This is a genomic window from Streptomyces sp. KMM 9044 (assembly GCF_024701375.2).
Taxonomy (GTDB): Bacteria; Actinomycetota; Actinomycetes; order Streptomycetales; family Streptomycetaceae; genus Streptomyces.
In genome coordinates, this window is sequence record NZ_CP113910.1 from 1,342,945 (window position 1) to 1,355,762 (window position 12,818).

The window sequence follows — 12,818 nt, forward strand, 5'->3', positions numbered from 1 at the left end:
GTCACCCGGTCGGCGTACACACCACGGCTCCGCCCCTGCTCTCGTCCCCTGCCCCCTGCCCCCCTGCCCCCGCCCCCTCCTCCCCTCTCGGCGTACAGCGAGGTCCGCTCCCTCATGAACACGCGTCACCAGGTCCATCGTTTCCCGAGACGGCCCGTCCACCTCGCGGCTCTGACGGCAGCCGCCGCGCTGGTGGTGACCGGCTGTTCCGTCTTCGACACGGCCGGCGACTCCTCGGAGGCGGAGAACCCGGGCGCGGCCGGCGACGGGACGAGCGTCGTGATGGTCACGCACGGCGGTGAGGGGGACACCTTCTGGGACCGGGTGAAGAAGGGCGCCGAGGCCGCCGCAGCGAAGGACGGCATCACCTTCACGTACGTGAGCGACGCGGACCCGGACGGCCAGGCCGAACTCGTGCGCAACGCCGTCCGCGACAAGGTGGACGGCATCGCCCTGACGCTGGCCAAGCCGCAGGCGATGAAGGGCCCGGTGGAGGAGGCGCGCAAGGCGGGGATCCCCGTGGTCGGACTCAACTCCGGCATCGACGCCTGGAAGCCGGCGGGGCTGCTGGAGTACTTCGGTCAGGACGAGGGCGTCGCGGGGCAGGCCGTCGGCAACAAGCTCAACGAACTGAAGGCCGAGAACGCCCTCTGTGTCATCCACGAGCGGGGCAATGTCGCGCTGGAGGCGCGTTGCGCCGGCATACGGAAGACGTTCGACGGGAAGGTCGAGAACCTCTACGTGGACGGCTCCGACCAGCGCGCCGTCTCCGGCATCGTCACCGCCACGCTGCGGCAGGACCCGACCATCGACGAGGTCGTCGCCAACGGCGCCCAGTACGCCCTCGCCATGGCCGACGCCGCCGAGGAGGCGGACACCGGGGCGCACGTCGCCACCTTCGACCTCAACGAGGAGCTGGTGAGGGCCGTACGCAGCGGTGACATCCAGTTCGCCGTGGACCAGCAGCCCTACCTCCAGGGCTATCTCTCCGTGGACGCGCTGTGGCTGTACCGGACCAACGGCAACATCAGCGGCGGCGGGGTGTCGCCGGTTCTCACCGGGCCGGCGTTCGTCACGAAGACCAATGCCGCCTCGGTCGCCGGGTTCGCCGCCAACGGCACCCGGTGACCGACACATCCCGTGAGGACGTACCCAAAGATTCGGTTACGAACGGGCTGTACGGTCACGCGTGCGGATAACATCCTGCGCACCACCTGTGACGTACCGGACGTACGTCCTCCTGACGCGTCCACAGCCCGTTCCCCCGCCACCCTCCGTCCGCTTTTCCGATGATCCGACTTTTCCGATGATCCGACCGCTCTAGGACGACGATGTCTCCACGGACAGGTGCCCGGCGCCGTCTCGGCTCCATACGTCTCTCGCTGGTCCTCCTGGCACTGGTGCCCACCGTCACCCTCACCGCCATGTGGGGTGTGACCACGATCCAGATGTTCTCGGAGGGGCTGCGGCTCCGTTCCCAGACGGAACTGAGCCGGTCGACCGGCGCGATGGGCACCGACGCGACCCTCGCGTTGCAGCAGGAGCGACGGCTGACCGCCGCCTGGCTGGCCTCGCCGGAGGGCTCCCGGGCCGCCCTCGACGCACAGCGCGAGAAGACCGACACGGCGGTGGCCCGGCTGGTCGGACAGGCCGACGCGATCGCCGAGGCACCGGACCGTGTGTCGGACCCGCTGTACTCGGTGCTCGGCTCGGTGGGCAGCCTGGAGTACTACCGGCACCAGGTGGACGCGCCGAGCGACATCACCGCCGAGCAGGCACTCGAGCAGTACTCCTCGATCATCCAGGACCAGATCCACGCCTTCCAGGAACTGTCGCAGGTCGACGACGGCGACCTGACCTCGCAGGCCGGGCCGCTGGTCTCGCTGGAGCAGGCCGCGGAGATGCTCTCCCGGGAGAACGCGCATCTCACCCTGGCCTGGCCGTCCGGGGAACTCGACGACGAGTCCTGGGCCGGCTTCACGGAACTGGTCACCACCCAGCGCTGGCTGGTCGAGGACCAGATCGTGCCGTCCCTGCGCGGCAGCACCAAGACGCAGGCCGAGAAGATCCTGCAGAGCTCCGAGTGGCGGACCCTGCAGGAGGTCGAGGACGCGGTACGCGACTCCCGTCCCACGGCCGAGGGCGGGGGGGTCGGCCTGCCGGACGCCCAGAAACAGTGGGACGACGCGCTGGACAGGATCACCCCGCAGTACGCCGCCCTGATCGAGGAGCAGACCGACGCACTGCTCGGCCGCAGCGCCGACGAGGCCCGCGGTCTGCTGCTGACCGCGGCCTCTCTCAGCGCCGGCGGTCTGATCGCCCTGCTGCTGTGCGTCGGCATGTCGTGGCGGATCACCCGCTCGCTGTCCCGCAGACTGCGCGGCCTGCGGGAGGCCACTCTCAGCCTGGCCGAAGAGCGGCTGCCCGAGGTCGTGGCCCGGCTGGAGCGGGGCGAGAAGGTCGACGCAGAGTCGGCGACCACGCCCCTGGACTACGGCCACGACGAACTCGGCCAGGTGGCCCAGGCATTCAACACGGCGCAGCGCACCGCGGTGCACACGGCGGTCGAACTCGCCGACACCCGGCTCGGTTTCCAGAAGGTCATCCTGGGCATCGCCCGGCAGAGCCAGAACCTGGTCAACCTCCAGCTCAGCAAGCTCGACCTGCTGGAACGCACGCACACCGACCCCGAGGTCCTCAAGGGCCTGTACGAACTTGACTCCACAGCAAGCCAGTTGCGCCGCTATGAGGAGAACCTCGTGATCATCAGCGGCGAGCGGCCCGGCCGTTCGTGGAGCGAGCCGGTCGCGCTGATCGACATTCTGCGCAGCGCCGTCGGTGAAGTCGCCGAGTACCAGCGGGTGGACGTGCACACCGAAGAGGAGGTCGCGCTGGCTCCGCCCGCGGTGGCCGACGTCATCCACCTGCTGGCCGAGCTGATCGACAACGCGACGGTGTACTCGCCGGCGCCGAGCCCCGTCGGGGTGCGCGCCGCTCTGGTGGCCAAGGGCCTCGCCGTCGAGATCGAGGACCGGGGCCTCGGCATGTCCGAGGAGGACTACGCCTCGATCAACACCCAGTTGGCCAGTCCTCCGCAGTTCGACGTGGTGGCACTCGCCGACGACCTCCGGCTCGGCATGTTCGTGGTCTCCCAGCTGGCCCACCGGCACGGCATCACCGTCACCCTGCGCCCGTCGCCGTACGGCGGGACGACGGCGATCGTGCTGGTCCCGCACGCGATCGTGGTGCGGGAGGCCGCACATGCCCCCCAGGAGGCCGCGTTCGCCGTCGGCGGTGCGGTGAACGGGCACCACCCGGCCGGTGCCACGGATACCGCGGGCCGCACGGCCGCTCCGGCGGCCCTCGACGGCGAGGCCACCGGCGCCACGGACCCGGCAGGCGCGGCGTACGCCACGACAGGGACCGGCACCACCGGCAGGGCGTCCGCCACGGACGGCCCGGGCAGTCCGGAGACCGGGGGCGCCTCGAACACACGGACTTCCTGGAGCGGGCCGTCGACGCCGTCCCGCTCCGGGGCCCCCGCGCGGACCGCCGCCCGTTCGGCCGGCGCCGCTCCCGCGCCCCGGCCGAACGGGCTCACCCCGCTCCCCCGCCGGGTGCCGCAGACCAGCCTGGCCGCCGAACTCCGTGAGGAGACGGCGACACAGACCGCCGAGGACGACGCGGCGAGCTTCACGGCGGAACACGCCGCCTCCTCCCTCGCCGGCTTCCAGCGCGGCACGCTTGAGGCACGCGACGGCGACGCCGGTTCCGACGACGATTCCGTGCGGCCGGCCGCCGATGGCGACATGACAGCATCCCCCGGGGCGCCCACAGAGGTGCCCGCCGCCTCCCGAGAGCTCTCGACACCGCCCGCCGACCGCTGAACGTCGAAGAAGGAACACAGTCATGACACGCCCCATACCCGCCACTCACACCCAGCTCGATCAGCTGCTGACCGGACTCGTGGAGCGGGTCGCCGACGTGAACCAGGCCGTGGTCCTGTCCGAGGACGGGCTGGTGGTCAGCAAGTCCACCGGGTTCCTGCGCGACGACGCGGAACGTCTGGCGGCCACCGCGTCCGGACTGATGAGCCTCAGCAAGGGTGTCAGCATGGACTTCCGTGGCGGCCCGGTGCGCCAGGCCCTCATCGAGATGGCCAACAGCTATCTGATCCTGACCTCGGCCGGGCCCGGCGCCCATCTCGTGGTGCTCACCGGTCCGGGCGCGGACGTCGGCGTGGTCGCGTACCAGATGAACATGCTGGTGAAGAAGATCGGCGAGCACCTCAGCGCGGCGCCCCGGGGCACGGCAGGTTCCTCCGACTCCGGCGCGTGAGGTGGGCGGAGGCGATTTCCCGGGCCGGCTCGTCCGACCGTTCACGCTGACCGGTGGCCGGACGCGGCCCAGCCGCGCCGACTTCACGCTCATCACGACGGTGACGACGGTCGAGCCACAGCCCGAGGCGGCTGCCCGGCTGCAGCCCGAGCACACGCGCATCCTGCGACTGTGCGCGGAGCCCCTCGCGGTGGCGGAACTCGCGGCGCGTCTCGACCTCCCGATGAGCGTGGTCGTGATCATGCTCTGCGACCTGCTGGAGGCGGGCCGGATCACCGTCCGCCCTCCGCACCACGTCACCCGCACCTCCCCGGACCTGGATCTGCTGCAGAAAGTGAGGGACGGCCTTGGCCGGCTCTGACATCACCGCTACGGCGCCCACCGAGCGTCCGGCACCCGACACGGTCAAGATTCTGATCGCCGGGGGCTTCGGCGTGGGCAAGACCACCATGGTCGGCTCGGTCAGCGAGATCGCTCCGCTGCGTACCGAGGAACCGCTGACCATGGCCGGCCTGGGCGTCGACGACCTCGACGGCATCGAGGAGAAACGTGCCACCACCGTGGCGCTGGACTTCGGCCGGATCAGCCTCTCCGACGACCTCGTGCTGTACCTGTTCGGCACACCGGGCCAACAACGGTTCTGGTTCATGTGGAACGACCTGTCCCTCGGCGCGCTGGGCGCGGTGGTCCTGGTCGATGTGCGCCGGCCCGAGTCCAGCTTCGCGGCGATCGACTTCTTCGAGCGCCGGGGCATCCCGTTCGTCATCGCCGTGAACGGCTTCCACGGGGAGCACCCCTACCCGGTCGAGGACATCCGGGAGTCGCTGGCCCTCCCGGAAGGCGTGCCGGTGCTGCTGTGCGACGCACGGGACCGGACGTCGTCCAGGGACGTGCTGATCGCCCTGCTGGACCGGTTGATCGCCGCCGCCACGCCGGCGGGGTGAGGTGCGGTGGGGCGCGCCGGGAACGCAGGCGGGGCGCGGCCCACCGCGGACCGCGCCCCGCCCCCTCGGGGGAAGAATCGTTACTCCGGCAGGGGGAATCCTCGGCCGCCGAGGCGTCCGGGGACGGCCGCCCGCCCCTGTCAGACCAGTCCGGCCGACTCCAGCCAGGCTTTCGCCACGTCCAGCGGGTCCTTCTTCTCCAGCTGGACCTGGGCGTCGAGGTCGAGCAGGGTCTCGGTGTCCAGCTCGGCGGAGACCTCGTTGAGCGCGTCGACCCCCTCCTGGGAGAGGGCGTCCTTGTGGACCAGCGGGGTCACGTTGGCGAATCCGAAGAGGTTCTCCGGGTCTCCCAGGACGACGAACTCCTCCTTCACGATCGTCGGGTCCGTGGTGAAGATGTCCGCCGCCTGCACCTCGTTCTGGGTGAGCGCCGCCTGGGTCAGCGGCCCGCCCGCGTCCAGCGCCTTGAACGACTTGAATTCCAGCCCGTAGACGGACTTCAGACCCTCCAGGCCCTGGCGCCGGGTCTGGAACTCGGGCGAACCGCCGATCACCAGCTCCGGCGCGATGTTCTTGAGGTCGGCGAGTGTCGACGACTCGGTGAGGCCGTACTTCTTCGCGGTCTCGGCGTTGACGCTGACCGAGTCCTTGTCCTCGGCCGGCGACGGGTCCAGCAGGGTCAGCTTCTTGTCGAGCTTGGCCTTGACGGCGGTGTTGACGGCCTCCGTGGACTCCTGCTCGGCCTCGGGGTCGAGGTAGGCGAGCAGGGAGCCGTTGTACTCGGGCAGAACGGTGAGGGAGCCGTTCTTCATCAGACCGTAGGTCGTCTCCCGGCTGCCGATGTTGTGTTTGTAGGTGACCTTGAGGCCCTTGGCCCTGAGTGCCTCGCCGTAGATGTCGGCGAGCAGGGTGCTCTCGGCGAAGTTGTTGGAGCCGACGACGACGGTGCCTGCCTCCGCCTTCTCCTCCTCGAGGGGGTTGTCGGAGGTGTCGCCGGACGAACAGCCCGTGAGCAGGGCCGCCGCGGCGGTGAGCGCGACGGCCGCCGCACCGGTGTGCCTCGTCCCGGACCAGCTGCTCTTGGCGGTATAAGTCATCCACCGATCCAATCCAGCCGCTTCACTCTCCGTCAAGCGCGGCCGGATCACGGTTGGTGCTCGTACACGTCGGACCGCTCGACGGGCGGCCCCGGTGCCCGCTCCTACCGCCTGCGCACCCCGGGTGACACCACGAAGCGTCCCGCCGCCCAGAACAGCGTGAGCGTGACGAGCGCCAGGACCGCCACCAGGGTGGCGCCGCCGACCACCTTCTCGTAGTCGCGCTGGTAGAGCCCGTCGATGATGTACCGGCCGAGGCCGCCGAGGCTGACGTACGCGGCGATGGTGGCTGTCGAGACGATCTGGACGGCCGCCGAGCGCAGTCCGCTGAGGATGAGCGGCAGCGCCACCGGCACCTCCACCTGGAAGAGGATCCGCGACTCGGGCATGCCCATGCCGCGGGCGGCGTCCACCGGGGAGGGGTCCACGGTGCGGACGGCCTCGTAGGTGGTCACCAGGATCGGTGGGACGGCCAGGACGACCAGCGGGATCATCACGGGCAGCAGACCGAAGCCGATCAGCAGGACCACCAGCACCAGCAGGCCGAAACTGGGCAGGGCTCGGGCGGCGTTGGCGATGAAGGCCAGCGCGTTCCCGCCGCGGCCGGTGTGCCCGGTCAGCAGGCCGACGGGCAGCCCGATCGCGGCGGCGACGGCGAGCGCCAGCAGCGAGTATTGGACGTGCTCGAGGAAACGCTGCGGAATACCGTCGTAGCCCTGCCAGTTGGCGCTTTCGGTGAAGAACGCGTCGGCGAAGTCGAGGATGCTCACAGGGCCTCGACCTCGGCTTCCTCGAACCGTCCCGGACGCACGGCGGACCTGGCCCCGGAAGCGGACCGCGCGCCACGGGGCATCCAGGGTGTGAGCAGGACCCTGAGCAGGACCAGGAGGGCGTCGCACAGGATCGCCAGGGCAGCCATGGTGAGCACGGCGTTCACCGCGAGCTCGGGCCGGTCGTACTTCTGCGCGGCCGCGAGCAGGTTGCCGAGGGCCCCCTGGTTGCCGATCAGGGCGCCGACGCTGACCAGGGAGATGCTGGACGCGGTGGCGACCCGCAGTCCGGCGATGATGGCGGGCGCGGCGATCGGCAGCTGCACCTGGGTGTAGCGCCGTACGGGGCCGAAGCCCATGGCGGTGGCGGCGGCCAGGGTCTCGTCCGGTACCGAGCGCACGCCGTCGACGATCGCCGGGATCAGCACCACCAGGCTGTACAGGGCCAGCGGGATCATCACGGTGAGTTCGGTCTGGCCGGTGTAGTCGATCAGGACGACGAAGAACGCCAGGGACGGGATGGCGTACAGCACGGTCGTCAGGCCGAGCACCGGCGGGTACAGCCAGCGGAAGCGGCCGCACAGCTGGGCGATGGGCAGCGCGAGCAGCAACCCGGCCGCGACCGGGATCAGCGCCTCCCTCAGGTGCACTCCGATCAGACCGGTCCAGGTGTGCTGGAGGTCACTGGGGATGTCGAAGAAGCCGTTCACCCTTCGGCCTTCTCCTCGTCGGCGCGGACGCCTCGGTGCGCGGTGCGGATGGCGTCGCCGATGGTCTGCTGGGAGACGACTCCCCGCACCCGGCCGGCGTCGTCCACGGCGACGGCCCAGCCGGTCGGGGAGAGCACGGCGCAGTCGAGCGCTACCCGCAGCGAGTCCACGCCGGGCACGAACGGCCGCCCGTACGGCAGGAGCTGGTCGGTGCGGATGTCCCCGGCTGCCAGCCGGCGCGGCTCGGACCAGCCGAGCGGGCGGCCCTCGTCGTCGGTCACCAGGAGATGGGCGGCGTCGGCGGCGCCGATCCGCTCGGCGGTGGCGTCCGGCGGGATCACGATGTCGGTGGCCAGTTCCAGCGCGGCGGTGGTGAGGAAGGAGAGCCGGCGGATGCCCCGGTCGGCGCCGAGGAAGTCCTCGACGAACGCGTCGGCGGGGTCGGACAGCAGCTCGGCGGGCGGCGCGTACTGGGCGAGCCGGCCGCCTTCGCGCAGGACTGCGATCATCGTGCCGAGTTTGACCGCCTCGTCGATGTCATGGGTGACGAAGACGATGGTCTTGCCCAGCTCCTCCTGGATCCGCAGGAGTTCGTCCTGGAGGCCCTTGCGGACCACCGGGTCGACGGCCGAGAACGGCTCGTCCATCAACAGCACCGGCGGGTCCGCGGCGAGTGCCCGTGCCACCCCGACGCGCTGCTGCTGGCCACCGGAGAGCTGGTACGGGTACCGCTCGGCCATGGCGGTGTCGAGGCCCACCCGCTCCATCAGCTCCGCCGCCCGTTCCCGGGCCCGCTGCTTGCCCCAGCCGAGCATGCGGGGCACGGTGGCGATGTTGTCGACGATCGTGCGGTGCTGGAACAGTCCGGCGTTCTGGATGACGTATCCCATGGACCGGCGCAGGGTGGTGACGGGCCGGCGCTGGATGTCCTCACCGTCGAGCAGGATCGTTCCCTCGGTGGGTTCGACCATGCGGTTGATCATACGCAGGGTGGTCGTCTTGCCGCAGCCCGACGGTCCGACGAGGACGGTGACGGAGCGGTCGGGGATCTCCAGGGAGAGCCGGTCGACCGCCACCGTGCCGTCCGGGTAGCGCTTCGTGACTGATTCGATCCGTATCAAGACGCCGGATGCCCTTCGGTGGCTGGAAACTTCTGGCCGAGACGGCCGCGCGGTCTGCCGCCGATCGAGTGTAGACGGCACCTGTGACACCACCCGGGGAAGACGTTGCCCGCGTCCCCGTGCCTGTGCGCCCCGCGTTCGTGGCACGACCGCCCGCCGGACGGGCTGCCCCACGCAGCCACCTGCCCCGCGCCCACCACGGGAAACACCCTTCGACCCCGCGGTTCGGAACACCTCCGGGACCGGGTGCCGCAGTATGGGCGAGTGGAGAAAGTACGACTGCTCGTCGTGGACGACGATCCGCCGATAGCCGACCTGGTGGCGACCGTCGCCCGGTACGAGGGCTGGGAGGCCGTCAACAGCCCACTCCGGTGAGGAGGCGCTGCGCCGGGCCGCCACGTTCCGGCCGGACATCGTGGTGCTCGACGTGATGCTGCCCGATGTCGACGGCTTCGGCGTGCTGGACCGGCTGCGCGGTGCGCGGGCGCTGCTGCCGGTGGTGTTCCTCACTGCGCGTGACGGGGTCGCCGACCGGGTGGCGGGGCTGCCCCGGGGCGGGGACGACTACCTGGTCGAGCCGTTCGCCGTGGAGGAGTTGATGGCGCGGCTGCGGACGGTGCTGCGGGGCACCGCGGGCGGCGGTCCGAGGTCCGGCCGCCCGGCCGGTGCTGCGGGTGGCGGACCTGACGCTGGACGAGGACACGCACGAGGTGCGGCGGGGCGAGAGGCCGTTGTCCCTGGCCCCGACCGAGCACGAGGTGCTGCGCTACCCCGTGCGCTGCTCGCCGGCAGTGCTGACCAAGGCTCAGATCCTGGACCACGTCCGGGAGTACGGCTCCGGGGGCCGGTCCAGTGTCGTGGAACCGGTCGTCAGCAGGCTGCGCCGCAAGCTCGACGACACCGGTGAGCCGCTGATCCGGACCGTGCGGGGCTTCGGCTACGCGATCCGGCGCTCACGGGAGGTGCTGCGGCGGCTACCGGGGGCTGCGGCTGGGCACCGGGATGCTGTCGCTGGTCGTGTTCGCTGTCGTCGGCGCGACCCTGACCACGTAGATGAAGGACTACCTGGAGCGTCAGCTCGGCACGCAGCTGACGCTGGTGCAGACCGTGCAGGCCAAGGACGCGCCGCGCACGGCACGGTGCGGCGCAAGCCCTGCTACGGCTGGTGCACGGCGGTGTACGACCTCTCGGGTGGCTCGGTCGCCCTGCGCAGGCCGGCCGGCGTTCCCGGCGGCACCCTCGCCTTCTCCGCACTCGCGCGCAGGATGCCCCAATCCGACACCGAGCCGCTGGGCACCGCCCACCTCGACGGCGAGGGCACCTACCGGCTTCGGGGTCGCGAGGTCGAACCCGGGGTGGTGCTGGTGAGCGCCGCGCCGGTGGCCGGGGTCGAGGAGACAGTGGAGCGGCTGGTCACCGTGCAGACCGTGGTGTTCGCGCCGGCGCTGGTGGTGGCGGGGCGGCGGATGCTGCGGCGCGGGCCGCAGCCGCTGAGCGACATGGCGCACACCGCGCACGGCATCGCGTCGCACGATCTGACCGAGTCGCCGTCCCGGCTGCCGCTGCGCGCCGACGGCCGGGACGGCGGCGCGCAGGTGGCGGAGCCGCGCACCGTTTTCAACAGCGTGCTGGAGCACCTCGACGACTCCCTCGCCGTCCGCGCCGAGGCCGAACAACGACTGCGCCGCTTCGTCGCGGACGCCTCGCAGGAGCTGCGCACCCCGCTGATGTCGGTGCGGGGCCACGCGGACCTGTTCCAGTACGCGGCCGCCAACGCGCCGGGGGAACGGGAACGGCATCTGGCCCGGCTGCGGGCCGAGGCGGCCCGGATGGGCGTGCTCCTCGACGACCTGCTGCTGCTCGCCCGGCTGGACGCGGCGGACGCGGACGCCCCGCGGCGGACGACGGAGGCGGATCTGGCGGAGCTGGTCCGGCAGGCCGCCGACGCGTTTCGCGCGAGCCACCCGGACCGCCCCCTGACGGTGACGTCGCCGGGCGGCGTGGGGCGGGGCCGCGCGGGGCCGCGCGGAACAGCGCGGGGCCGCGCGGGGCCGCGCGGAGCAGCGTGGAGCAGCGTGGAGCAGCGTGGAGCAGCGTGGAGCAGCGTGGAGCAGCGTGGAGCAGCGTGGAGCAGCGCGGAGCAGCGCGGGGTACGGTCACGAGAGGAGCACGACGACCAGCGACAGCTGAGGCTGCGGGTGGATCCGCGGCGCATCCGGCAGGTGTTGGACAACTGGACAACCTGCTGACCAACGCCGCCGTGCACACTCCGCCCGGCACCCGGGTCGACGTGTCCGTGGCCGGCCCCGGCCCCGCCGCGCTGATACGGGTCGCCGACGACGGGCCCGGCATCCCGGCCGAGGACCGGGAGCGGGTGTTCGACCGGTTCTACCGGGTCGACAAGGCCCGCGGCAGCGGGCGGGGCCTCACGGTCGCCAGGTCCTGGTCCGGGCGCACGGCGGCGGGATCGAGCTGAGGACCGGCGGACCGGGACCGACGGTCTTCACCCGTACGGCTCCCCCTCGACGGGCCGGGCACCGGGTCCCCCGTCTTACGGACCGGTGACATGCGGGGCGTGGAGCGGCCTCCGGGTGGGGGCGCGGGCCTAGCGTGAGCGCATGCGTGTAATGGTCACCGGCGGTGCCGGGTTCATCGGGTCCCATGTCGTGGAGGTGCTGCGGGCGCGCGGGCACGAGCCCGTGGTGTACGACGTCCGCACCGATCCGGCGGCGGACGTGCGCGACGCCGGTGCCGTGCGCGGCGCCCTGTCCGGTGTCGACGCCGTCTGCCATCAGGCGGCGATGGTCGGCCTCGGCACCGGCTTCGCCGACGCCCCCGCGTACGTCTCCCACAACGGCCTGGGCACGGCGGTGCTGCTGGCCGCGATGGAGGAGGCAGGGGTGGGGCGCCTCGTCCTGGCGGGGTCGATGGTGGTGTACGGCGAGGGCCGCTACTCCTGTGCCCGGCACGGGGTGGTGCGTCCCGGCCCGCGCGCCGTCGGCGACCTCGAGGCCGGACGCTTCGAGCCTGCCTGTCCCTCCTGCGGGTCGGCCCTCTCCCCCGGCCCGGTCGGCGAGGACGCTCCCGTCGACCCGCGCAACGTGTACGCGACGACCAAGCTGACGCAGGAACACCTGGCCGCCGCCTGGGCCCGGTCGACGGGCGGGACGGCGGTGTCGCTGCGCTATCACAACGTCTACGGCCCCGGGATGCCCCGCGACACCCCGTACGCGGGCGTGGCCTCCTTCTTCCGCTCGGCGCTGGCCCGCGGCGAGGCGCCCCGTGTCTTCGAGGACGGCCGCCAGCGCCGGGACTTCGTGCACGTACGGGACGTGGCGGCGGCCAATGCCGCGGCGCTGGAGGCCGACACGGCGCGGGGCGCGCTCACCGCGTACAACACGGGCAGCGGCACACCCCACACGGTCGGCGAGATGGCCCACGCCCTGGCCTCGGCGTACGGCGGCCCGGAACCGGTCGTCACGGGCGAGTACCGTCTGGGCGACGTCCGCCACATCACGGCCGACTCCACCCGCCTGCGCACCGGTCTGTCCTGGAAACCGGAGATCACCTTCGAGGACGGGATGCGCGAGTTCGCGGCGGCGGGGTTGCCGGGGGACTGAGGGCCGGACCCGACGTATCCGCACCAACTGCCGAACTCTGCGACGGTTACGGAACCTTTTCGGCCGATTGCGTCGTCTCCCGTACCGCGGCCGGTAGGGTCGTGCGTCCGCGCCCGGTGCTGCCGTGTGCGGTCCGACGGGCCCAGGACCGGCCCGGGCGGTCGGGCCGGACGGAGACGGCAGGGGAAAGGCACCGGGTCAGAGGGGGAACGGTGTCA

General features: G+C 71.8%; 10 protein-coding genes and 2 pseudogenes. 8 read left to right on the forward strand and 4 right to left on the reverse strand.

Going from position 1 to position 12,818, the window contains the following annotated elements:
• Positions 1 to 114: 114 nt before the first annotated feature.
• The 5 genes from HUV60_RS06020 (at position 115) to HUV60_RS06040 (ending at position 5,282) form a co-directional block, all read left to right on the forward strand.
• A complete protein-coding gene (locus HUV60_RS06020; protein WP_257853981.1) occupies positions 115 to 1,128 on the forward strand; it encodes a substrate-binding domain-containing protein in 1,014 nt (337 codons plus the stop codon).
• A 203-nt stretch (positions 1,129 to 1,331) separates the two neighbouring features.
• Complete coding sequence (locus HUV60_RS06025; RefSeq protein ID WP_257853793.1) at positions 1,332 to 3,887, forward strand: sensor histidine kinase; 2,556 nt, start codon at positions 1,332 to 1,334, stop codon at positions 3,885 to 3,887.
• Between the two features lie 22 nt (positions 3,888 to 3,909).
• A complete protein-coding gene (locus tag HUV60_RS06030) occupies positions 3,910 to 4,338 on the forward strand; it encodes a roadblock/LC7 domain-containing protein (protein WP_257853794.1) in 429 nt (142 codons plus the stop codon).
• A gap of 1 nt (position 4,339) precedes the next feature.
• On the forward strand, positions 4,340 to 4,699 hold the full coding sequence (locus HUV60_RS06035) for a DUF742 domain-containing protein (RefSeq protein ID WP_257853796.1): 360 nt from the start codon (positions 4,340 to 4,342) through the stop codon (positions 4,697 to 4,699).
• Positions 4,686 to 5,282: a GTP-binding protein gene (locus tag HUV60_RS06040; RefSeq protein WP_257853797.1), complete on the forward strand. Its 597-nt coding sequence runs from the start codon at positions 4,686 to 4,688 to the stop codon at positions 5,280 to 5,282. Before HUV60_RS06035 ends, HUV60_RS06040 begins: the two co-directional genes overlap by 14 nt.
• A gap of 140 nt (positions 5,283 to 5,422) precedes the next feature.
• Here HUV60_RS06040 and HUV60_RS06045 read toward each other — a convergent pair whose 3' ends face one another.
• From HUV60_RS06045 to HUV60_RS06060, 4 genes are all read right to left on the reverse strand, one after another.
• Entirely contained in the window at positions 5,423 to 6,379 is a 957-nt protein-coding gene (locus HUV60_RS06045; RefSeq protein ID WP_257853799.1) for an ABC transporter substrate-binding protein, read from the reverse strand.
• 104 nt (positions 6,380 to 6,483) lie between these two features.
• Entirely contained in the window at positions 6,484 to 7,149 is a 666-nt protein-coding gene (locus HUV60_RS06050; protein WP_257853800.1) for an ABC transporter permease, read from the reverse strand.
• Positions 7,146 to 7,859: an ABC transporter permease gene (locus tag HUV60_RS06055; RefSeq protein WP_257853801.1), complete on the reverse strand. Its 714-nt coding sequence runs from the start codon at positions 7,857 to 7,859 to the stop codon at positions 7,146 to 7,148. Before HUV60_RS06055 ends, HUV60_RS06050 begins: the two co-directional genes overlap by 4 nt.
• Positions 7,856 to 8,980, reverse strand: coding sequence for an ABC transporter ATP-binding protein (locus tag HUV60_RS06060; RefSeq protein WP_257853803.1), 1,125 nt, complete (start codon positions 8,978 to 8,980; stop codon positions 7,856 to 7,858). Before HUV60_RS06060 ends, HUV60_RS06055 begins: the two co-directional genes overlap by 4 nt.
• 264 nt (positions 8,981 to 9,244) lie before the next feature.
• On the opposite strand from HUV60_RS06060, the pseudogene HUV60_RS06065 reads away from it, so the two are divergent.
• The 3 genes and pseudogenes from HUV60_RS06065 to HUV60_RS06080 all read left to right on the forward strand — a co-directional run.
• Positions 9,245 to 9,942, forward strand: a pseudogene (locus tag HUV60_RS06065) (response regulator transcription factor); the annotation flags it as partial.
• Positions 9,943 to 9,982: 40 nt separating this feature from the next.
• Positions 9,983 to 11,545 (forward strand): annotated as a pseudogene (locus tag HUV60_RS33845) (sensor histidine kinase).
• Positions 11,546 to 11,598: 53 nt separating this feature from the next.
• Complete coding sequence (locus HUV60_RS06080) at positions 11,599 to 12,600, forward strand: NAD-dependent epimerase/dehydratase family protein (RefSeq protein ID WP_257853805.1); 1,002 nt, start codon at positions 11,599 to 11,601, stop codon at positions 12,598 to 12,600.
• Positions 12,601 to 12,818: the final 218 nt, after the last annotated feature.